Below are 21,359 nucleotides of genomic sequence, written 5' to 3'. Positions count from 1 at the left end.
CGATGGCGTCCGACGCACCCAAGGCGAGCGGCATCGCCCTGGTGATCTCCGATGTCGATGGCACGCTGGTAACCGACGACAAGCAGCTCGCCCCCTCGACGATCGCGGCGGTGAAGCGCCTGCGCGCGGCCGGGATCGGATTCAGCATCGCGTCGGCCCGGCCGCCTTTGGGCCTGCGGGGCCTCGTCGACGCCCTCGGCCTCGACCTGCCGATGGGGGCGTTCAACGGCGCCAGCGTGGTCCGGCCCGATCTCTCGACCCTCGCGGAGCGGCTGATCCCGGAAGCCGCCGCGCGGGCGGCGCTGGAACGCCTTCAGGCCGAGGGTCTCGACGTCTGGGTCTTCGCCGAGGGGGCCTGGTGCCTGCGCGACCCGGAGGGCCCCTACACGGATCTCGAGCGCCGGACGATCGGCGCCGAGCCGCGCGTGGTGGCCGATCTTAGCAGCCTGATGGGGGCAGCCTCGAAGATCGTCGGGGTCAGCCGGGACCACGCGCACCTGGCCGATTGCGAGACCCGGATCGGGACCGCGCTGGCCGGGCGCGCCACGGTGCACCGCTCCCAGGCCTACTATCTCGACGTGACGCCGCCCGGGCTCGACAAGGGGCAGTTCGTGGCCTGGTTGAGCGCGCATCTGCGCATCCCGCCCGAGCGGATCGCCACCTTCGGGGATGCCGGGAACGACCAGCCGATGTTCGCCCGCAGCGGATTCTCGGTAGCGATGGGCAATGCCGACCCGGGTGTGAAGGCGGCCGCCAGCGCCGTGACGGACGGCAACGGCGCGGACGGGTTCGCCCACGGGGTGGCGCGCTTCATTTTGCCCTGACTGTCCAGGCCCGCACGCTGTGGATAACCGGGATGGTTAACCGACGGCGCCGCCCTGTGACCGACAAGGCACAGGGGTGCCCGACACTCCACGCGCCCACAGGCTGCCGGATCCGGGCCCCTTTACGGCCTCATTTCCCCGCGACCTAGCTTGACTACAGAACAAGCAGGACCGGGTCTCGGAATGCATCGCCTCTTCCTGGCTGCCGCTCTCGCGGTCGTGCCCGTGGCCGCCTTCGGGCAGGGCGCGCGCGACAACATCGATGCGCTGATCGAGCAGCAGGCCAAGGCGAACGGCGTCCCGGCGAGCTTCGTCCACGCGGTGGTGAAGCGCGAGAGCAATTACAACCCGAAGGCCAAGGGCGGCAGCGCCCTCGGGCTGATGCAGATCAAGCACGCGACGGCGCGCAGCCTCGGCTACACCGGCGACGCGGCGGGCCTCTACGATCCGGCGACCAACCTGCGCTACGGCGTCGCCTACCTGGCGGGCGCCTATCGCACCGCCCAAGGCAACGTCAGCCAAGCCTACCAGTACTACAACCGCGGCTATTACTACGCGGCCAAGCGCCAGGGCATCTCCACCGAGGTCGCCGCGGTGGTGGCCCCCGTCGCGGCCTCGGCCAGCGCGTTGGCGAGCCTGTTCGGCGGCGGCGTCACGGATCCCGGCGCCGCCTCGGGGGCCCTGGCCTACGCCCCCACCGCGGCCGCCGTCGCGGCGGTGCCGAGCGAGACGGTCGAGGTCCCGCTCCCGCCCCGGCGTCCGGACGCCCTCAGCGGCTCCGTCACGTATGCAAAGCCTGTCCGTCGAGCCCGCCGCCGCGGGTGCCGCGCCGGCCGCCGCCGTGCAGGTGGCCGCGGTCGAGACCGTGGAGGTTCCGCTTCCGCCGCGCCGCCCGGCAGGCCTTGGCAGCGCGGAGGCCGCGCCGGCCCAGCTCGCCGAATTGCGCCTCTCACCGCAGGCCGAGCCGGCCGGAGCGTTCCAGGGCGCCGCGATGACGCAAGCGGCGGCGACCAGCGGGGTGACCGAGACCGTCGACGTGCCGCTGCCGCCGCGCCGCCCGTCGATCCAGCTGCTGGCCGCCGCCCGTTGCGCCGCGCGCCGCCCGCGGCGGCACCCGTCCGCGAGGCCACGGCCATCCCGGTCGAGTGAGGCGGAGCCGGTCCGATCGGGGCCGGACAACCACTGCTTGTCCAAAATCTGCCCACACGAGGATCCTGCTCAAGGCTTGACCACTGGGCCGATCCGCAACACATAGACGATACGCCAGCAACAGGGTTGGGCCGGTGCGGCCATGGCCCGTGGACCGGTCGAAGCGGCCGGATACAGGCGGCGCAATACAGACTTCAGGGTAGGGTACGCCAGGCTTCGCACGAACGGTCGAGCAAGCACCCGCTCGATCCTAGGTTGCGAATCACAATGCATCTTGAAGTGGCAGACATGCAGGGCAAGCACTCTGCTTTCGGGCTGGCAGGAAAGCGGACGACGCCATGAGCGGCGTGTTGGAACAGGAATCGCTCTTTCTCACGGATCTCGGGCGCCGCGTCAGGCACGCGCGCACCGTGCGTGGCTTGTCGCGCAAGGTGCTGTCCCAGACCTCGGGCCTCTCCGAGCGCTACATCGCGCAGCTCGAGGGCGGACAGGGCAACGTCTCGATCATCCTGCTGCGGCGGGTCGCCAACGCCATGGGCGTGCGCCTCGACGATTTGATCACCGGCAATGACGGCCTGCCCGACTGGCCCGTGGTGCGCGACCTGCTCGGCCAGGCGAATCCGGCCCAGATCGCCGCCGCCAAGGAGGCGCTCTCCGGCGGCAGCCGCTCCGAATCGAGCGGGCGCCTGCGCGTCGCGGTGATCGGACTGCGCGGCGCCGGCAAGTCGACGCTCGGCAAGCTCGCGGCCGAGCGCCTGGGCTGGACTTTCGTGGAGTTGAACGCCGAGATCGAGCGGGAGAACGCGCTCTCGGTGCAGGAGATCTTCGCGATCTACGGCCAGGAGGGCTACCGCCGCCTGGAGCAGGCGGCCCTGCGCCGCCTCACCGAGCATCCCGGCCCGTTGATCCTGGCGACGAGCGGCGGCATCGTGGCCGAGCCGCTGACCTACGACCTGCTGCTCCAGGCGTTCTACACGGTCTGGCTCCGCGCCCGGCCGGAGGAGCACATGAGCCGCGTGCGCGAGCAGGGGCACCTCGCCACCACCGGCGACCATGCCTCGGCGATGCAGGAGCTGCGGGCGGTGCTGGCGAGCCGGGAGCCGCTATACGCCCGGGCCTCGGCCACGGTCGACACCTCCGACATCCCGCTCCAGACCATGGTCGACCGCCTCGTTTCGACGATCGAGGCGCGGTTCGGCGAAGTGGCCGTCGCCGGCTGAAACAAGCCCGCGCCCGCGACGGAACCGCTGACAGCGACAAAGGCGCGGCCTCTCCCGCACGCCTGCCACCCTTGATCGCTGCGCTGCGGCGCACCACGCTATGGTAGGCGCCGTCACGGGCGGCCACTTGCCGGAACGCACGATGCCCCAGACCAAGCGCCCCGCGCATAGCTCACCCTGTAGGACGACGTGCTAGGATGACCCGCAACGGCGCGGTCGTTCACCGCGTCGGCCGGGATGCCGGAGCTTCGCCGCAGCGCCCGGCTCCACCCGGCCATGAGGCCGGATCCGCGGCAGCGAAGCGCGCACCAGACACCTCGATCGCGAGCCACCGTTCATGAGTGCCAGTCCAGCCCTCAGCCCAGCCTTCGGCCGCGACGCAGGGGACCTCGCCGTCTGCGATCCGGTCTGGTCGCGGCTGCGCGCCGAGGCCGAGGACGTCTTGCGCACGGAGCCGCAGCTCGCCTCGTTCATCGTCGCGACCATCCTGAATCACGCCACCTTGGAGGGCGCGGTCGGCCACCGGGTCGCGGCCCGGCTCGGGCACCCGTCGCTGCCCGCCGAACTGGTCGCGCACGCGTTCCACGAGGCGATCGCGGCCGACTCCACCATCGGAGACGCGTTTCGCGCCGATATCGGGGCCGTGATCGACCGGGATCCCGCGACGCTGCGGGCCCTGGAGCCCGTCCTGTACTTCAAGGGCTTCCACGCGCTCCAGGCCTACCGCCTCGCCCACCACGTCTGGACCCGGGGGCGGCGCGACCTCGCGCTCTACCTGCAGAGCCGGGTCTCCGAGGTGTTCCAGTGCGACATCCACCCGGCCGCCCGCATCGGCCGGGGCGTGTTCCTCGACCACGCCACCGGCCTCGTGGTCGGCTCGACCGCGGTGGTCGAGGACGACGTCTCGATCCTCCACGGGGTGACGCTGGGCGGCACCGGCAAGCAGCGCGGCGACCGCCACCCCAAGATCCGCCGCGGCGTGATGATCGGCGCCGGCGCCAAGATCCTGGGCAATATCGAGGTCGGCGCCTGCGCCCGGGTCGCGGCCGGCTCCGTGGTCCTGCGGCCGGTCCCGGCCAACACCACGGTGGTGGGTGTGCCGGCCCGCGTCGTCGGCACCGCCGGCTGCGACGATCCGGCCCGGGCCATGGACCAGCTGGTCGCCCTCGATCAGTTCATCCACGTGGGCGACGGCATCTGACCCACCGCCGCCGCGCTCGGCCGATGCGCTTGCTGCTCCGCCGCGGGCGTGGCAAGCCCTCCGCCGATCCGGGGCGCCAACGCCGACAGGGGAGGCAAGACAGCGTGACCAAAGCCGAGACCGCGAAGCTGCAGGATTACCTGCGCCGCAAGTTCGCCAACAACAACATCCGCCTGACCGCGATGAAGACGGGCGATACCGCCGAGGTGTTCATCGGCGAGGAGTCGATCGGCGTGATCGCCGACGACAAGGAGGACGGCGACGATTCCTTCGTCTTCCGCATGGCGATCCTCGACATCGATCTCGAGGACGAGGCCTGAGGCACGGCCCGCGGGCCGGGTTCCACCGGCCCGCGCCTGTGCACAGGTTAACGCTAACCCGGGTGATTGCTTAACATCGGGTAAATCGTGTGGCTAAACTCCGCGCAACCTGTTTTAGGAGCGCGAATAATGGTCCTCACGCCCGCCGCCCTGGAGTCGATCCGGACGCTGTGCATCGGCCTGGCGCTGTCCGGGCTGATCGCCAGCGCCTTCGAGTTGTTCGCGGCGCGGCGGGCGAGTTTCAGCCTGCTGGAGCGGGGCGGCCTGCCCGCGGTGGCGGCCCTGCCGATGCTAGCCTTCTCGGCCCCCTTCATCATCCTGCGCAACACCGTGCGCGGCCGGAGGATCGAGGGCCGCCCGATGCCGTTCGTGATGCTGGCGACCGTGATCGCCTGCGGCTGGGGCCTGCTGTCGGGCCGGGTCGCCCTCGATCTGGCGGCGATGCTGGTCGGGGCGTGAGACCGCGGGCGACCGGGGCCGCACGTGGGCGTCCAGCCGCTTGAAAGCCCGGACGGGTCCGATGGCGGGCCCCTGTGGAACGGAGCGGGAGGCGAGCCGCTGCCGCTCATCGCCCTCGAGGCACCCTGCCTGCTGCGCACGCTCGCCTGCGAGCACCTGGACAGGCACGGATTGAGCTGGCGTATCCGCCTTCGTCAGTCCGAGCCTCGGAGGCCTCTGGGCGGCCACGGCGGCCGGCCTGGGAATCGCTGTGCGGACCCCGATCGGCCTGCCCTCCTCGGTCGGCATGCTCGAGGCCGCCGGGCATGGTCTTCCATCCTCGCCGTCCCTGGGCCTCATGCTCCGCCGGTCCGACCGGGGAGCCAGACCGCTCGTCGACGATCTCGCCGCCGCCATCCGGCAGGCCCTGCGCGAGGCTCGCGACGACGCCTGGCTGACGCCCTGACGCACCGGGGTCGGCCCCCATGTTCGGCGGTTTTCCCGATGGGTCGGGTCGACTCGATGGGGTGGACTGCCCTCCGCCTCGGCGAGCGCGCGGTTCACGGCTCCGCGGTGGCCACCTGGGCGGCGCCCTCCTTGCCCTCCAGCGAGACCCAGGCCTGACCGTCCTGGCCCGCGCGCTTGATGAAGCTGTAGCCGGTGCGCCGCCACGGGCGGATCGCGTCGGTCTTGTTGTCGAGGATGAAGTCGCCGTGGTCGGTGCGCACCGTCAGCACCGCGTGGCCGGCATTGGTCTCGTCGATCACGACGGTCATCAGCAGGGCCCGCCGCGAGAGGCCGCGCTCGGCCAGCATCCGGCGCTTCAACAGCTGGTAATCCTCGCAGTCGCCGAAGCCGTCGTCCGGGAAGTCCCAGCGATCGACGACGCCCCAATGCGCCTGATCGGTGATCGGCCGGATGCGCGCGTTGACCCGGCGGTTGACGCTCCGCAGGGTCCGCCACACCGCCACGGTGAGCGGGATTGCGGCGGGCTGCGCGACATCGAGGGTACATTCCTCCGGCAGGCGCCGGCAGAACTCCGTCCAGCCCGCGATCGCACCGACCGGGCCGCTGGCTTCGGGAGCCGGAGTGCCATCGGGGAGGTTCAAGCGGGCATGGGCGCGGGTGTTGGCGCCCCCGAGCATCAGGATCGTGCCCACCAGGGCGAGGCTCGCGGCCTGCCGGGCTCGGCGCAGCGGGGCGGACCATCCGCGCCAGTGGGGCGCCAGGAACGCGAGAGCCGGAATCCCACCATCCGCGTGCCGCATGGATCACGCCCCATCGCCCGATGATGACGGGAGGGTGACACGCGGGCGTGCAACGCACAATGGTTAAAGACGATGTGATCAACGCGCGAGCCTTCGGATCGGTTCCCATTGAGGGCTGTGTTGCATCCGCGTTGCTGTAGCCCAGAGCATGCGCTGGCGGAATGGCCGCCCTGCTCCCCTCTGGAAAGCCTTGATTCGACCGAGCTTTGCCGGCTTGAGACAGGGGTGGCCCGCTTCGAGATTCGCGGGCGGATCGATCACCTCGCAAGAACCCAGCCATCCCCCTGCGGGATCGCCCCATGCCAGAGAAGGATTTCACGATGCAGCCCGCCATCCAGCAGGTGATCAGAGCGCTCGCCGAGGATGGTCGGGCCGGTGCCATCGGCATCGCCGAGCACGCCGTGGAAGCCTACCTGGCCGGCTCGCCCACCGAGGGCGACCGTGCCTTGTCGCGCGACATCCTGGTCCGCGACCTCGCCAGCCTTCGGGGCATCGCCCCGCACCTCGCCGGCTTCATCGGCCGGATCGAGTCCTTCGTGGCCACCCTTGCTCAGCCGTCGCTGAGCCGCGCCGCCTGAACGGGCTCTTTCGAATCTAGGTTTCGAGGTCCGGGGCTCGGGTGTTCCGGGTCCCTAGGGCGGGCAGCGCACTGTCGGACACGCCTTACGGCGCGTAGCCGGTGCATGCAGGCCCTCGATACAATTCCGTCATCCCGGGGCCGCGAAGCGGAGCCCGGGACCCAGACCCGCCGCAACATCCGGATTTTTCGCCGTCGGCGGCTCTAAATCCTAGGCTCGCTTCCGGAGCCGCGGGATGACGGAGTGCTGTTTCGGCCTTGGACGTCGGGCAGCCGTGGCGGGACGGTCGCATTGCCACGCGTTTCCCGATCCCGCGTCCCCGCCCCTGAACCTCGCCACAGGGCCGAGCCTTCTGGGCAACCGCGACCGGCTGGAGATCGAAATCCCGATCAGCGGTTGGCGGTGGTGACCGGCGAGGTGACGCCGCCGAGCGAGACCCACGCGGTCGCATCCTGGCTCTCGCGCTTGATGAACACGTAGCCGGTCTTGTGCCAGGCCTCGATCACACTGGTCTTGTTGTCGAGGATCAGGTCGCCGCGGTCGGTGATCAGGGTCAGGACGGCGTGGCCCTCACCCTTCTCGTCGATCACCACGGTCATGCGCATCGCCCGGCGGGGCAGCCCGGCCTCGGCCAGCAGGTGGCGCTTGAGCAGCTGGAAGTCTTCGCAGTCGCCGATGCCGTCCTCGGCCAGGTCCCAGCGGTCGGCGACATGGAGATGATCCATGTCGGTCATCGGCTCGACCGTCCTGTTCACCCGGCGGTTGACCGAGACGATGGTGGCCCAGACCGCCGGGGTCAGGGTGATGCGCGCCGGCTCGCTCCGGTCCACGGCGCATTCCGCCGCGTAGGACTGGCAGAACGTCACCCAGGCCGCGATCGGCCGCGCGTCGCTGAGCACCTTCGCGCCGGATTCCACCGGGAGGCTCGCCAGGGTCTGGGCCTCCGCGGTGGCCGCGAGGCCGAGCAGCACCAGCGCGCCGGCGAGCGTCACCCGAACCGTCTTGAGAAGCCCCGCGCCCATCGAACCCGTCCTCGTTGTTGAGGACAGGATTGCGCCGCAGAGCCTCCGCGGCGCTGAAGCGGATCTGCGCAATTTTATCGATTCGCCCGCCGCGGCGGGTTCTAGCGCGACAACGTCGACGGGGGACTTGGGAACATCGGCAAATCCGTGGCTTCCGGTTCGGAAATCGGAAACCTTGAGGGCCCCTTACGGCCCCGGCACCCCCGAATCACCCCGCCGTCTGGTCGAGCTTGCGCTCCGTCTCGCCCTTCAGCTCGGGAAAATCCGCCTGCGTATAGGCCCGGCCCCGGTGCGGGTCCTCGGTGACGCCGTCATGCTCCAGCCGGCGCAGCTGAACCCGGCGGATCTTGCCCGAGATGGTCTTCGGCAGCTCGGTGACGAATTCGAGACCGCGCAGGCGCTTGAACGTCGCCAGCCGGGCATTGGTGAAGCGGAAGATGTCCAGCGCCGTCTCCGGGCCGGCCGAGGCGCCCGCCACCAGCGAGACGTAGGCCTTCGGGATCGTGTGGCGCATCGGATCGGGGATCGGCACCACCGCGGCCTCGGCCACGGCCGGATGCTCGATCAGCACGCTCTCCAGCTCGAACGGGCTGATGCGGTACCCCGACGACTTAAACACGTCGTCGGCCCGCCCCACGAACGTGTAGCAGCCCTGGTCGTCCACGAAGGCGACGTCGCCGGTGCGGTAGAGCGCGCCCTCGGCCCCCGACAGGGCGCCGGTGCCGTCGTCGTAGCCCTGCATCAGGCCGGCGGGGCGGTGCGTCCCGAGTTCGAGGCAGACCTCGCCCTCGCTGGCCGGCGCGCCGTCGGCGTCGAGCACGCGCACGCGATAGCCGGGCAGCGGCCGGCCGAGGGCGCCCGGCACCACCGGCTGACCGGGGGTGTTGGCCATCAGGGCCGTGGTCTCGGTCTGGCCGTAACCGTCGCGGATCGTGACGCCCCAGGCGTCCTTCACCCGCTCGATCACCTCGGGGTTCAGCGGCTCGCCGGCGGCGCAGACCTCGCGCAAAGCCAGCGTCCGGCCGGTCAGGTCCTCCTGGATGATCATCCGCCAGACGGTGGGCGGCGCGCAGAGCGTGGTGGCGCCGGTGCGCTCCAGCTGCGCGAGCAGGGCGGAGGCGTTGAACGGGGCCTGGTTGATCACCAGGATGGTCGCGCCGGCATTCCACGGTGCGAAGAACGACGACCACGCGTGCTTGGCCCAGCCGGGCGAGGACACGTTGCAATGCACGTCCCCGGGCTTGAGCCCGAGCCAGTACATCGTCGAGAGCGCTCCGACCGGATAGGAGCGGTGGCTGTGGCGGACCAGCTTCGGCTTCGCGGTGGTGCCGGAGGTGAAGTAGAGCAGCAGCGGGTCGTCGGCCGCGGTCGGCCCGTCGGGCGTGAAGGTCTCGGGTGCGCCGGACGCGTCGTCGAAGGCGCTCCAGCCCGCCGTCGCCGCGCCGGTGACGATGCGGATCGCCTCGCCGGTCTCCAGCCCGGCGAAGCGCCCGAGCTGCTCCGGCCCGGCCACGATCGCCCGGGGCCGGCCGCGGGCCAGGCGGTCGGCGAGTTCGTCCGCCGTGAGCAGGGTGGTGGCCGGGATGACCACGGCCCCGAGCTTCATCGCGGCCAGCATGGTCTCCCACAGGGCCGGGACGTTGCCGAGCAGCAGGAGCAGGTGGTCGCCGCGCTTCAGCCCGAGCCCGCGCAGGTGGTTGGCGACCTGGTTGGACCGGCGCGCCATCTGCCCGAAGGTCAGGCTCTGCTCGGCGCCGCTGGCGGCCTCGACGATGTGGAGCGCGGTGCGGTCGCGGCTCTCGGGGGCTGCGAGCTCGGCGTCGAACCAGTCGAGCGCCCAGTTGAACGGCACCGGGTCCGGCCAGGCGAAGGCCGAAACCGCCGCTGCGTAGTCGGTGCGATGGGCCAGCAACAGATCGCGGGCCTCCCGGAAGCTGGGCATGGTCGTTCCCCCCGTCGTTCTTGTTCGGCCGGCAGATCCGACCGCATCCCGCCCTCAGGCGGGAATCAGGTCCTCGCCGGCCTGGCCGCGCGCGAGGCGCTGCACCATGCCGGCGTGGAAATGGCGGATCTCCTCGGCGATCGCCTCCACCGCGCGGCCGTTGCGGGGAAAGTCGTCAGCGTTGAGCCCGATCAGGCCGGCCGTGTAGCCGGTCTCGTTGTTCTCGAACGGGTCGGCATAGAGCCAGGCCCACCAGTCCCGCGCCGGGACGAGGCTCGCGCCGGGCTTGACCCGCAGCGCCGCCAGGAACCGGAAGTGCCGGACCAGCTCCTTGCGCCAGACCGCCCGGGTCTCCGGAGCCACGTCGAAGGCCAACAGCGTCACGAGATGCTCGTTGATGGTCTCCTCGCGCCCGCGCGCCTTCTGGGCAACGATCGCGCGTGGGAACGCCATCTCGAAGCGCGCTTCGCTATCGCGGTCCAGGACGTCCATCGCCCATCCTCGCTCAGGTGTTCTCGAACCGGGCCGGCCGCTTCTCCACGAAGGCGGCCATGCCCTCCTTCTGGTCCTGGGTGGCGAACATCGCGTGGAAGACCCGGCGCTCGAAGCGCACGCCCTCGGTCAGCGTGGTCTCGTACGAGCGGTTGACCGCCTCCTTGGTCATCATGGCGATCGGCAGCGACATGGACGCGATGATCTCGGCCGCCTTGAGCGCCTCGTCGAGCAGCCGGTCCGCCGGGACCACCCGCGAGACCAGGCCGGCGCGCTCGGCCTCGGCGGAATCCATCATCCGGCCGGTCAGGCACATCTCCATGGCCTTCGACTTGCCGACGAACCGCGTGAGCCGCTGGCTGCCGCCGATCCCCGGCATGACGCCGAGCTTGATCTCGGGCTGGCCGAACTGCGCCGTGTCGGCGGCCAGGATGAAGTCGCACATCATGGCGAGTTCGCAGCCGCCGCCGAGCGCGTAGCCCGCCACCGCGGCGACGATCGGCGTGCGCACGGACGTGAACCGCTCCCAGTCGGCGAAGCGGTCTTGCGCATACATCTCGGCGTAGGTCGCGTGCTGCATCTCCTTGATGTCGGCGCCCGCCGCGAAGGCCTTGGCCGAACCGGTGATGACGATGCAGCCGACGCCCGGATCGGCATCCGCCTCGGTCGCGGCCCGGATCACCTCACGGGTGAGCTGCGCGTTGATGGCGTTGAGCGCCTTCGGGCGGTTGAGGGTGATGAGCAGGACCCGCCCGCGCGTCTCCGTCAGGATCGTCTCGTACGCGTCCATCACGACTCACTCCCCGATCCGCGAAGCATACGGATGATCGCGGAAAAGTCCTCTCCCCCGTGGCCGAGGCCCTCGAACAGACCGTAGATCTGTGCGGCCTCGGCGCCCAGCGGCGTCGCGGCCCCCGATGCGAGGGCGGCGGCCTGCGCCAGCCGGAGATCCTTGAGCATCAGCGCGGCGGCGAAGCCCGGCTTGTAGCCGGAATTCGCCGGCGAGGTCGGCACCGGGCCCGGGACCGGGCAATAGGTGGTCAGCGACCAGCACTGGCCGGAGGAGACCGAGGCGACGTCGTAGAGCGCCTGATGCGACAGCCCGAGCTTCTCGCCCAGCGCGAAAGCCTCGCTGACGCCGATCATCGAGATCCCGAGGATCATGTTGTTGCAGATCTTGGCCGCCTGCCCGGCGCCGGCCGCGCCGCAATGGAACACGTTCTTGCCCATGGCCTTGAGCAGCGGCTCGGCACGTCCGAAGGCGTCCTCGCTGCCGCCGGCCATGAAGGTCAGCGTCCCGGCCTTGGCGCCCCCGGTGCCGCCGGAGACCGGCGCATCCACGGAGAGGCAGCCGCGCGCCTCGGCGAGGCCGTGGGCCTTGCGCGAACTCTCGACGTCCACGGTCGAGGAATCGATCAGCAGGGTGCCGGCCGGCAGGGCGTCGGCGAGCTGGGTCCAGACCTCGACCACGTGACGCCCGGCGGGCAGCATGGTGACCACCACCTCCGCGCCCTCGGCGGCCTCCAGGGCCGAGCCCGCCACCGCGATCCCCGCGGCACGGGCCGCCTCCAGGGAGGCCGGCGCGAGGTCGAACCCGCGCACCGTGTGCCCCGCCTTCACGAGATTGGCCGCCATGGGGCCGCCCATGTTTCCGAGACCGATGAACCCGATGGTCTGTGCCATCATACCCCTCCCGTTCGCTTGTTACTGCCCCCCCCAACCATCCCCTCATCCTGAGGTGCGGCGAAGCCGCCTCGAAGGAGGGCTCCAGGGATCGCGCGGCGACTGGAGGGCTCCTTCGAGGCCCGGCGATCCTATGGATCGCTGGGCACCTTAAGGGTGAGGTGGGTGGTGGCAGAGGCCGCGCTCACATCACACCGGCCCCGTGCGCGAGCCCGGAAAAACCGGGTCCGCCCGCGTCTCCAGCCAGCGGGCGATGCAGGCCGGATCGACCGCGTCGAGGCGCGGCGGGTTCCAGCGTGGAGACTTGTCCTTGTCGATCACCGCCGCGCGGATGCCCTCGCGGAAATCGCCCTCCTCCAGCAGCGCCAGCGAGGCGTGGAACTCGCGCTCCAGACAGGCTTCGAGGTTGGGCGAGCGCCGGCCGAGGCGCAGCAGGCAGAGAGTCAGGACCAGGCTCGACGGGGACTTGGCCAGCAGGGTCTTCCGGGCCGCCGCCGCGAAATACGAGCCGTCCGCCGCCAGGGCAGACAGGATCTCGTCGACCATGTCGAAGGCGAAGCACCGGTCGATGAGTGCGCGATGCTGCGCCAGGGGCGGTTCGCCGGGGTCGCGCGCCAACCGGCCGAGCACGTCGCGCACGCCCGCGTCGCCGGCCTCGGGCTGCAGAGCCGACAGCGCGTCGATCAGGTCGGGCAGCGCCTGCACGGGCACCAGCAGGTCGGCGAGCCCGCAGTAAATCGCATCGGCGGCGCCGACCGGCTCTCCGGTCAGGCCGAGATAGGTGCCGACCTGTCCGGGCGCCCGGGGCAGCAGCCAAGTGCCGCCGACATCCGGCAGGTAGCCGATGCCGGTCTCCGGCATGGCCACGCGCGAGCGCTCGGTGACGATCCGGTGGGCGGCATGCCCCGCGAGGCCGACGCCGCCGCCCATGGTGATGCCGTCCATCACCGCCACGAACGGTTTTTCATAGGCGGCGATGCGGGAATCCAGCCGGTACTCGTCCCGCCAGAAGGCTTCGGCGAAGGCGGTGCCGGCGTTATCGTAGAGGCCGCGCAGGTCGCCGCCGGCACACAGACCGCGCTCGCCCTCGCCGGTGAGCAGCACCGCGGCGATGCCGGGATCGGCGGAGAACTGGTTCAAGGCGGCGTCGATCTCCAGGACCATGCCGTGGGTCAGGGCGTTCAGGGCCTTCGGCCGGTCGAGGCGCAGGCGCCCCAGCGCGCCGACGCGCTCGACGATCACATCGCTCATCAGCGTCCCCCGGTCAGCGCGCGGGCGATGATCACCCGCATGATCTCGTTGGTGCCTTCGAGGATCTGGTGCACCCGCAGGTCGCGGACGATCTTCTCGATGCCGTACTCGGCGAGATAGCCGTAACCGCCGTGGAGCTGCAGGGCCTGGTTCGCGACCTCGAAGGCGGCATCCGTCACGTGGCGCTTGGCCATGGCGCAGAGCTGCGTGGCGGCCGGATCCTTGGCGTCGAGCGCCGCGGCGGCGTGGCGCAGGAAGGTGCGCGAGACTTCCAGCGACGTGGCCATGTCGGCCAGCCGGAACTGGAGCGCCTGGAAGTCTGTGAGCTTCGCCCCGAAGGCGCGCCGGTCGGCCATGTAGGCCAGGCTCTTGTCGAGGGCCGACTGGGCGCCGCCCAGCGCGCAAGCCGCGATGTTGAGCCGGCCGCCGTCGAGGCCGCTCATGGCGATGCGGAAGCCCTGGCCCTCCGCGCCCAGGCGGTTGGCCACCGGGACCCGGCAGCCGTCGAACCGCACGGCCCGGGTCGGCTGGGCGTTCCAGCCCATCTTGCGCTCCTCCGCGCCGAAGGAGAGGCCGGGTGTCCCCTTCTCGACCACGATCGCCGAGATGCCCTTCGGCCCCGCCTCGCCGGTGCGGACCATGCAGACGTAGAGGTCGCTGACGCCGGCGCCCGAGATGAACTGCTTCTCGCCGGTCAGCACGTAATCGTCGCCGTCCCGCTCGGCGCGGGTGCGCAGCGCCGCCGCGTCCGAGCCCGAGCCCGGCTCGGTCAGGCAGTAGCTGGCGATCGTCTCCATGCCCATCAGGCCCGGAATCCAGCGCCGGCGCTGGTCCGCGTCGCCGTAGGCGTCGATCATCCAGGCGCACATGTTGTGGATCGACAGGAACGCCGCCACGGTCGGGCAGCCGGTGCTCAGCGCCTCGAAGATCAGGGCGGCGTCGAGCCGCGACAGGCCCGAGCCGCCGACATCCTCGCGGACGTAGATGCCGGCCATGCCGAGCGCCGCGGCGGCCCGCAGGGTCTCGACCGGGAAGGTCTTGTCCCTGTCCCAGTCCAGGGCATGCGGCGCGATGTGCTCGGCCGCGAAGCCGAGCGCCATCTCGCGGATCGCGGTCCGGTCCTCATCGAGCCCGAAACTCATGGGCATCACTCCAATAGGTCAGAACGGACGCTTCCCTCCTCCTCTGCGGGGGAGGGTGGCCCCTGCGTCAGCAGGGGTCGGGTCGGGACGAAGTCCCGCAAGAGGGGAGCGACGTTTCCGGACAGGTCGCGACGGGCGCGAGATCCTGCACCGTCGCGTTGCCCCTCTCCCGCCGCGCCTCCGCGCGGCACCCTCCCCCGCAGAGGGGGGAGGGTTGAAATGCCCCTACCGCATCGTCGGGATGGAGAACTCTGCCCCGCTCTTGATGCCGCTCGGCCAGCGCTGCGTGACGGTCTTGGTCTTGGTGTAGAAGCGGATCGAGTCCGGCCCGTGCTGGTTCAGGTCGCCGAAGCCCGAGCGCTTCCAGCCGCCGAAGGTGTGGTAGGCGATCGGGACCGGGATCGGCACGTTGACGCCGACCATGCCGACGTTGACCCGGGCGGTGAAGTCGCGCGCCGCGTCGCCGTCCTGGGTGAAGATCGCGACGCCGTTGCCGTACTGATGGGTCGAGGGCAGCGCCAGCGCCTCCTCGTAGTTCTGCGCCCGCACCACCGAGAGGACCGGACCGAAGATCTCCTCCTTGTAGATCGTCATGTCGGGGGTGACGCGGTCGAACAGCGAGCCGCCCATGTAGAAGCCGTTCTCGTAGCCCTGGAGCTTGAAGCCGCGGCCGTCGACGGCCAGATGCGCGCCCTCGGCGACGCCCTGGTCGATGTATCCCGCGACCTTCCGGACCGCCTCGGCTGTGACCAGCGGGCCGTAATCGGCCGAGCCGTCATGCGACGGGCCGATCTTGAGTGACTCGACCCGCGGGATCAGCTTCTCCATCAGGCGGTCGGCGGTGGCCTCGCCCACCGGCACCGCCACCGAGATCGCCATGCAGCGCTCGCCGGCCGAGCCGTAGCCGGCGCCGATCAGCGCATCGACCGCCTGCCCCATGTCGGCGTCCGGCATGATGATCATGTGGTTCTTGGCGCCGCCGAAGCACTGGGCGCGCTTCCCCGTCTGGGCGGAGCGGACGTAGATGTACTCGGCGATCTGCGAGGAGCCGACGAAGCCCACCGCGCGGATGTCCTCGTCGTCGAGGATCGCGTCGACCGCTTCCTTGTCGCCGTTGACGACGTTGAGGATGCCCGGCGGCAGCCCGGCCTCCAGGAAGATCTCGGCGATGCGCAGCGGCACGCTCGGGTCGCGCTCGGACGGCTTCAGGATGAAGGCGTTGCCGCACGCGATGGCGGGGGCGCATTTCCACAGCGGGATCATGGCCGGGAAATTGAACGGCGTGATGCCGGCCACGACGCCGAGCGGCTGGCGCAGGGAGTAGACGTCGATGCCGGGGCCGGCGCCCTCGGTGTACTCGCCCTTGAGCAGGTGCGGGATGCCGCAGGCGAACTCGACCACCTCGACGCCGCGCTGGATGTCGCCCTTGGCGTCGGGGACGGTCTTGCCGTGCTCGGAGGCGAGCAGCTCCGCCAGCGCGTCGTGCTCGCCGCGGATCAGCTCCAGGAAGCGCATCATTACCCGGGCGCGCTTCTGCGGGTTGGTGGCCGCCCAGGCCGGCTGAGCCGCCGCGGCGTTCTCGATGGCGGCCCGCATCTCGGCCTTACTGGCCAGCGCGACCTGGGCCTGGACCTCCCCGGTCGAGGGGTGGAACACGTCGGCGAATCGCCCGCTCTCGCCGCCCACGGTACGGCCGCCGATGAAGTGCCCGATCTTGCGCATGCGCGCCTCCCTGATGTCGTGTTGGGTTTGGTTTTGGCGCAGCCTAACAGGATCGCTTGAACGATAAAGCCGGATGCGCTTACATCCGTCGTGCATCGATGCACAGCGGGTTTGCGACCATGAGCCGGGCTGGACGCAACTGGGACGATCTGCGCTTCTTCCTGGCGGTGGCGCGCACCGGCACCCTGAGCGCCGCCGCGACCCGGACCGGCACCGAGCACACCACCGTGGGGCGTCGGATCCGCGCGCTGGAGGAAGGCCTCGGCGCCCGCCTGTTCCACCGCAGCAACGTCGGCTACGCGCTCACCGAGGACGGCGCCAACCTGATGGCCGTGGCCGAGGCCATGGAGAGCGCCTTCCTGTCCGCCAGCGCCGCCACGGAGGCCGGCGCGCAATCCGTCTCCGGCACCGTGCGGATCGGGGCCCCGGACGGGTTCGGCAGCGTGTTCCTGGCCTCGCGGATGCACCGGCTGACCGAGCGTCACCCGGGGCTGGAGGTCGAGATCATGGCCACAGCCCGGATCTTCAGCCTGTCGAAGCGCGAGGCTGACATCGTCATCGGGCTGTCGACCCCGCAGCAGGCCCGGGTGGTGGCGCGCCGCCTCACCGATTACCGGCTGTTCGTCTACGGATCCGAGGCTTACCTCGCGGCAGCGCCCGCGATCGCCGGCATCCCGGACCTCACGGCGCATCCGTTCGTCGGCTATATCGAGGACATGCTGTTCGCGCGCGAGCTGAACTATCTCGGCGCGCTCGAACCGGCTGTCTCGGCGCGGCTGCGCTCGACCAACCTGCTCGCCCAGGTCCACGCGACCCTGAACGGCGCCGGCTTGTGCATCCTGCCGGCCTTCATCGCGGCGGCCCATCCCGGGCTGGCGCCGGTCCTGCCCGGGGCGGTGTCGCTGACCCGCTCGTTCCACATGCACATCCACGAGGACCACCGGAAGGCGGCCCATATCCGGGCGGTGGCGGGCTTCATCGCCGGCGAGGTCGAGGCGGCGGGCGCGCTGTTCGCCGGGCCGTCCGTGTAAGCACCGGCGGTTTCGCGGCGGCGGCCCAAGTCCTAAGATCGACAGTTACCGGAAGGCCCGAACCGTCTCTAAGCCAAGGATCAATAACATGGTTGCCTCGATCGCCCTGCCGCGGCTGATGCGCATCGGCGCCGGCGCCTCGCGGCTGCTGCCGGAGATCCTGGGCCAGCTCGGCCTGTCCCGCCCCTTCGTGGTCACCGACCCCTATCTCGTCAGCAGCGGCCGCACCGACACGCTGCTCGAACGGCTCGCCAGCGCGGGGGCCCGCGGAACCATCTTCTCCGAGACCGTGCCGGACCCGACCGTGGCTTCCGTGGAGGCGGCGCTCGCCGCGCTCAAGGCCGGCGACTTCGACTGCGTGGTCGGCTTCGGCGGCGGCAGCCCGATGGACACCGCGAAGGCGGTGGCGGTGCTCGGCCGCCACGGGGGCCACATGCGCAACTACAAGGCGCCCCGCCTGCAGGACGAGCCCGGCCTGCCGATCGTGGCGATCCCCACCACGGCCGGCACCGGCTCGGAGGCGACCCGCTTCACCATCGTCACCGACGAGACCTCGGACGAGAAGATGCTCTGCATCGGGCTGGCCTACCTGCCGGTGGCCGCGCTGGTCGACTACGAACTGACCCTGACCAAGCCCAAGCGCCTCTCCGCCGATACCGGCATCGATGCGCTGACCCACGCCATCGAGGCCTACGTCTCGCGCAAATCCAACCTGTTCTCGGACGGGCTCGCGCTCCAGGCGATGCGCCTGATCGCGCCGAACCTGCGCCGGGTCTGGACCGACCCCAGCGACCGGGCGGCCCGGGAGGCGATGATGCTCGGCGCGACCCAGGCCGGCATCGCCTTCTCGAACGCGTCGGTGGCGCTGGTCCACGGCATGAGCCGGCCGATCGGCGCGCATTTCCACGTGGCGCACGGGCTCTCGAACGCGATGCTGCTGCCGGTGGTGACGGCCTTCTCGGCCCCCGCCGCGGTGGCGCGCTACGCCGCCTGCGCCCGGGCCATGGGCATCCCCGGCCTCGACGGCGATGACCGGGCCGCCGTCAACGCCCTGGTGGCGGAACTCGAGGCCCTCAACGACGACCTCGACGTGCCCGGACCCCGGGAATACGGGATCGACCCGGCCCGCTGGGAAGCCCTAATCCCGACCATGGCCGCGCAGGCGCTCGCCTCCGGGTCCCCCGCCAACAACCCGGTCGAGCCGAGCGCGGAGGAGATCCAGGCGCTGTACCGGCGGGTCTGGGCGGCCTAATCGTCGCTGGTGAAAAGCGCTGGTCTCCTCGCCCGTACGAGCTTGCGGATTCACACATCGGGTCGGCAGAACACACGGGAGACACCGCGGCTCTCCCTCCCCCCTTTGCGGGGGAGAGTGGCCCCCGAAGGGGGTCGGGAGAGGGGAGCGACGGTGCAGGAGAAAGCGCCGGCCTTCACCCCTGCGCGGCCTTCTTCCGGAAGCCGGGTTCCCCTCTCCCGACCCGGCCTGACGGCCGGCCCACCCTCCCCCGCGGAGGGGGGAGGGAGACGCGTCTGGGGTTAGCCTTGGCCCAAATCCGGCAGCGATGTGAGAATATCGTAGCCCGTGCGGGGAAGGGAGCGCGTCGCGTTCTGCAAGAGCAAGGGCCTTCAAATCCTTGACGGCCCTCGCCTCACGATAAGAGCGCCTATTACTTCGCCGCCGCCGTCAGCGGGCAGCCGCTCTCGGCCGGGCTCGCGTAGGCTTCCTTGCCCGGGATGGTCGCGAGTTGCTTGTAGAGGTCCCACGGGCCCTTCGACTCGGCCGGCTTCTTGACCTCGAACAGGTACATGTCGTGCACCATGCGGCCGTTCGGCTGCACCGTGCCGCCGTGGGCGAACACGTCGTCCACCGGGAGCGCCTTGAGCTTGGCGTTGACCGCCTCGGTCTCGTCGGTGCCGGCGGCCTTGACGGCCTTCAGGTAGGACAGCACGGCCGAGTAGGTGCCGGCCTGGATCATGTTGGGCATCCGGCCGGTGCGCTTCATGTAGCGCTGGCCGAAGGCGCGGGTCTCGTCGTTGGCATCCCAGTACCAGCCCTCGGTCAGGGTCAGGCCCTGCGCGACCTTGAGGCCGAGCCCCTCCACCTCCGAGAGGGTGAACAGCAGGGCCGCGAGCTTCTGGCCGCCCTCGACGATGCCGTACTCGGCCGCCTGCTTGATCGCGTTGGAGGTGTCCAGCCCAGCATTGGCGAGCCCGATCACCTTGGCCTTCGAGCCCTGCGCCTGAAGCAGGAACGAGGAGAAGTCCTGGTTCGAGAGCGGGTGGCGGACGCTGCCCAGCACCTTGCCGTTGTTGGCCAGCACGACGCGGCTGGTATCGGCCTCCAGCGCCGAGCCGAAGGCGTAGTCGGCGGTGAGGAAGAACCAGGTGTCGCCGCCGGCCCGGGTCAGCGCGCCGCCGGTGCCGACCGCCAGCGCGCGGGTGTCGTAGGCCCAGTGGTAGCCGTAGGGCGTGCACGCCTTGCCGGTGAGGTCGCTGGAGGCCGCCCCGGTGGTGATCGTGATCTTCTTCTTCTCGCGGGACAGGCCCTGGACCGCCAGCGCCACCGACGAGGTGGTCAATTCCATGATCGCGTCGACGCCGTCGCGGTCGTACCATTGCCGGGCGATGCCCGAGGCGATGTCCGGCTTGTTCTGGTGGTCGGCCGCGAGGATCTCGATCGGCACGCCGTCGACCTTGCCGCCGAAATCCTCCACCGCCATGCGGGCGGCCTCCACGGAGCCCTGGCCGCCGAACTGGGCATAGAGGCCGGACTGGTCGTTGAGCACGCCGATGCGCAGCGCGTTGCCCGAGAAGGCGCCGGCCGCGGCACCCTGGGCGGCCGCCGGGCCCGAGCCCAGAGCCAGGGCGGTGACCAGCACCGCACCGCCAAATGTCCTGATCATGTCACTCCCCGGCATGTTTTGCCCGGATGATCCGAGCACCCGATTCTGACGCGGGTTCGGGCGAAGACTATTGCAGCCGCGGATGCTGCGCCACGGCCAGGATTGGGCCGCAGGTGAGAGATCGCGCCGGTTGTGACAGGCCCTGCAACCGCCCCGTTTCCGGACCGTATCCGACCGGCGCAGTTATAATACCTTAACCATAAGTACACGAATGGCCCCCCAGGGTCCGGGGATGGACGGCAATTCGGCCGTCTCCGGCGCGTGGCGATGCGATGAATCCAGCCCGTCTCGCCGTCCTCGGCATCGCCCTCGCAGCGGGCAGCGGGGCGGCCTTCCTGATGAGCGGCGGCGACCCGCCTCCGCCGCCGCCGGCCCCGAAGGCCGAGCAACCGCCGCCGGCCCCGACGACCGAGGTGCTGGTGGCCGCCGCCGACATGCCCATGGGCCAGGTGCTACGGGCCGCGGACCTGCGCTGGCAGCCCTGGCCGGATGCCGCCATGACGGCGGGCTACATCAGCCGCAAGGACAACGCGAAGGCGCTGGACGAGACGGTCGGCGCCTCCGTGCGTTCGAGCTTCCTCGCCGGCGAGCCGATCCGGGCGCAGAAGCTGGTCCGGCCCGACAGCGGGTTCATGGCCGCGATCCTGCCCTCCGGGATGCGCGCGGTCGCCATCGTCACCGACAGCCGCGGCACCAACTCCGCCGGCGGCTTCATCCTGCCCAACGACCGCATCGACGTGATCCGCACCTTTCGCGACGACGCGAACTCGCGCGCCAACAACAGCGAGGTGCAGCTCTCCCAGACGATCCTGACCGATATCCGCGTCCTCGCGATCGGTCAGCTGATCCAGGAGAAGAACGGCACCAACGTCGTCACCGGCGAGACCGCCACGCTCGCCGTCACCCCCGCCCAGGCCGAGACGCTGACGCTCGCCCAGAAGGTCGGCACGCTGTCGCTGTCGCTGCGCAGCCTCGCGGATGCGGGACGCCCCCCCGAGGCCCAGCCGGTCGAAGCCCATCCGGGCGAGGCCGCGATGGCGCAGACGCCCGAACCCGGATTGACCGTCGTGCGCTTCGGCGTCGCGCGGCAGCAGACGCCGTGACCCCCATGACCGACCTGCCGACCCTCCTCCGCCCGGCGCGCGTCCTCGCGCTGCTCGCCCTGGTGGCCGGGGC

General features: G+C 70.8%; 19 protein-coding genes and 2 pseudogenes. 11 read left to right on the top strand and 10 right to left on the bottom strand.

Annotated features, from left to right (window positions below; all coding sequences use genetic code 11):
* Window positions 1-2 precede the first annotated feature (2 nt).
* From FVA80_RS26955 to FVA80_RS31710, 7 genes and pseudogenes are all read left to right on the top strand, one after another.
* On the top strand, window positions 3-824 hold the full coding sequence (locus tag FVA80_RS26955; protein ID WP_147910922.1) for a Cof-type HAD-IIB family hydrolase: 822 nt from the start codon (window positions 3-5) through the stop codon (window positions 822-824).
* A gap of 183 nt (window positions 825-1,007) precedes the next feature.
* Window positions 1,008-1,973 (top strand): annotated as a pseudogene (locus FVA80_RS26950) (transglycosylase SLT domain-containing protein).
* A 338-nt stretch (window positions 1,974-2,311) separates the two neighbouring features.
* Window positions 2,312-3,193, top strand: coding sequence for a helix-turn-helix transcriptional regulator (locus FVA80_RS26945; protein ID WP_147909244.1), 882 nt, complete (start codon window positions 2,312-2,314; stop codon window positions 3,191-3,193).
* A gap of 337 nt (window positions 3,194-3,530) precedes the next feature.
* Window positions 3,531-4,394, top strand: a complete 864-nt coding sequence (cysE, locus tag FVA80_RS26940) for a serine O-acetyltransferase (protein WP_147909245.1) — start codon at window positions 3,531-3,533, stop codon at window positions 4,392-4,394.
* Window positions 4,395-4,498: 104 nt separating this feature from the next.
* The gene (locus FVA80_RS26935) at window positions 4,499-4,714 is read left to right on the top strand and encodes a DUF3126 family protein (protein ID WP_147909246.1); all 216 of its coding nucleotides are present in this window, start codon (window positions 4,499-4,501) and stop codon (window positions 4,712-4,714) included.
* A 129-nt stretch (window positions 4,715-4,843) separates the two neighbouring features.
* Window positions 4,844-5,173 (top strand): hypothetical protein, encoded by a 330-nt coding sequence (locus tag FVA80_RS26930; protein WP_147909247.1) that lies wholly within the window; start codon window positions 4,844-4,846, stop codon window positions 5,171-5,173.
* A gap of 57 nt (window positions 5,174-5,230) precedes the next feature.
* Window positions 5,231-5,618: pseudogene (locus FVA80_RS31710) on the top strand (LysR family transcriptional regulator); the annotation flags it as partial.
* 94 nt (window positions 5,619-5,712) lie between these two features.
* On the opposite strand, the gene FVA80_RS26920 reads toward FVA80_RS31710, so the two are convergent.
* On the bottom strand, window positions 5,713-6,420 hold the full coding sequence (locus FVA80_RS26920; protein ID WP_147909249.1) for a transglutaminase-like cysteine peptidase: 708 nt from the start codon (window positions 6,418-6,420) through the stop codon (window positions 5,713-5,715).
* A 299-nt stretch (window positions 6,421-6,719) separates the two neighbouring features.
* Here FVA80_RS26920 and FVA80_RS26915 point away from each other — a divergent pair, with 299 nt between their 5' ends.
* Window positions 6,720-6,998 (top strand): hypothetical protein, encoded by a 279-nt coding sequence (locus FVA80_RS26915; protein WP_246692158.1) that lies wholly within the window; start codon window positions 6,720-6,722, stop codon window positions 6,996-6,998.
* A gap of 389 nt (window positions 6,999-7,387) precedes the next feature.
* Here the strand turns inward: FVA80_RS26915 and FVA80_RS26910 are convergent, their stop codons facing one another.
* From FVA80_RS26910 to FVA80_RS26875, 8 genes are all read right to left on the bottom strand, one after another.
* Complete coding sequence (locus FVA80_RS26910) at window positions 7,388-8,020, bottom strand: transglutaminase-like cysteine peptidase (protein WP_147909250.1); 633 nt, start codon at window positions 8,018-8,020, stop codon at window positions 7,388-7,390.
* A gap of 208 nt (window positions 8,021-8,228) precedes the next feature.
* On the bottom strand, window positions 8,229-9,962 hold the full coding sequence (locus FVA80_RS26905; protein WP_147909251.1) for an AMP-binding protein: 1,734 nt from the start codon (window positions 9,960-9,962) through the stop codon (window positions 8,229-8,231).
* A gap of 54 nt (window positions 9,963-10,016) precedes the next feature.
* Window positions 10,017-10,454, bottom strand: a complete 438-nt coding sequence (locus FVA80_RS26900) for a hypothetical protein (protein WP_147909252.1) — start codon at window positions 10,452-10,454, stop codon at window positions 10,017-10,019.
* A gap of 13 nt (window positions 10,455-10,467) precedes the next feature.
* Complete coding sequence (locus tag FVA80_RS26895; protein ID WP_187193524.1) at window positions 10,468-11,244, bottom strand: enoyl-CoA hydratase; 777 nt, start codon at window positions 11,242-11,244, stop codon at window positions 10,468-10,470.
* Window positions 11,244-12,137, bottom strand: a complete 894-nt coding sequence (gene mmsB, locus FVA80_RS26890; protein WP_147909254.1) for a 3-hydroxyisobutyrate dehydrogenase — start codon at window positions 12,135-12,137, stop codon at window positions 11,244-11,246. Before mmsB ends, FVA80_RS26895 begins: the two co-directional genes overlap by 1 nt.
* 189 nt (window positions 12,138-12,326) lie before the next feature.
* On the bottom strand, window positions 12,327-13,388 hold the full coding sequence (locus FVA80_RS26885; protein ID WP_147909255.1) for an enoyl-CoA hydratase/isomerase family protein: 1,062 nt from the start codon (window positions 13,386-13,388) through the stop codon (window positions 12,327-12,329).
* Window positions 13,388-14,530, bottom strand: coding sequence for an isobutyryl-CoA dehydrogenase (locus FVA80_RS26880; RefSeq protein ID WP_147909256.1), 1,143 nt, complete (start codon window positions 14,528-14,530; stop codon window positions 13,388-13,390). Before FVA80_RS26880 ends, FVA80_RS26885 begins: the two co-directional genes overlap by 1 nt.
* Before the next feature lie 225 nt (window positions 14,531-14,755).
* Window positions 14,756-16,252, bottom strand: coding sequence for a CoA-acylating methylmalonate-semialdehyde dehydrogenase (locus FVA80_RS26875; protein ID WP_147909257.1), 1,497 nt, complete (start codon window positions 16,250-16,252; stop codon window positions 14,756-14,758).
* 119 nt (window positions 16,253-16,371) lie between these two features.
* Here FVA80_RS26875 and FVA80_RS26870 point away from each other — a divergent pair, with 119 nt between their 5' ends.
* Both FVA80_RS26870 and FVA80_RS26865 read left to right on the top strand, forming a co-directional pair.
* Entirely contained in the window at window positions 16,372-17,283 is a 912-nt protein-coding gene (locus FVA80_RS26870) for a LysR family transcriptional regulator (RefSeq protein WP_246692157.1), read from the top strand.
* An 88-nt stretch (window positions 17,284-17,371) separates the two neighbouring features.
* On the top strand, window positions 17,372-18,535 hold the full coding sequence (locus tag FVA80_RS26865; RefSeq protein WP_147909259.1) for an iron-containing alcohol dehydrogenase: 1,164 nt from the start codon (window positions 17,372-17,374) through the stop codon (window positions 18,533-18,535).
* 412 nt (window positions 18,536-18,947) lie between these two features.
* On the opposite strand, the gene FVA80_RS26860 is transcribed toward FVA80_RS26865, so the two are convergent.
* Window positions 18,948-20,183: an ABC transporter substrate-binding protein gene (locus FVA80_RS26860; protein ID WP_147909260.1), complete on the bottom strand. Its 1,236-nt coding sequence runs from the start codon at window positions 20,181-20,183 to the stop codon at window positions 18,948-18,950.
* A 272-nt stretch (window positions 20,184-20,455) separates the two neighbouring features.
* On the opposite strand from FVA80_RS26860, the gene cpaB reads away from it, so the two are divergent.
* Entirely contained in the window at window positions 20,456-21,286 is an 831-nt protein-coding gene (gene cpaB / locus FVA80_RS26855) for a Flp pilus assembly protein CpaB (protein ID WP_147909261.1), read from the top strand.
* Window positions 21,287-21,359 lie beyond the last annotated feature (73 nt).

It is taken from the genome of Methylobacterium sp. WL1, from assembly GCF_008000895.1.
GTDB lineage: Bacteria > Pseudomonadota > Alphaproteobacteria > Rhizobiales > Beijerinckiaceae > Methylobacterium.
This window is presented reverse-complemented; position numbering and strand designations above follow the sequence as displayed.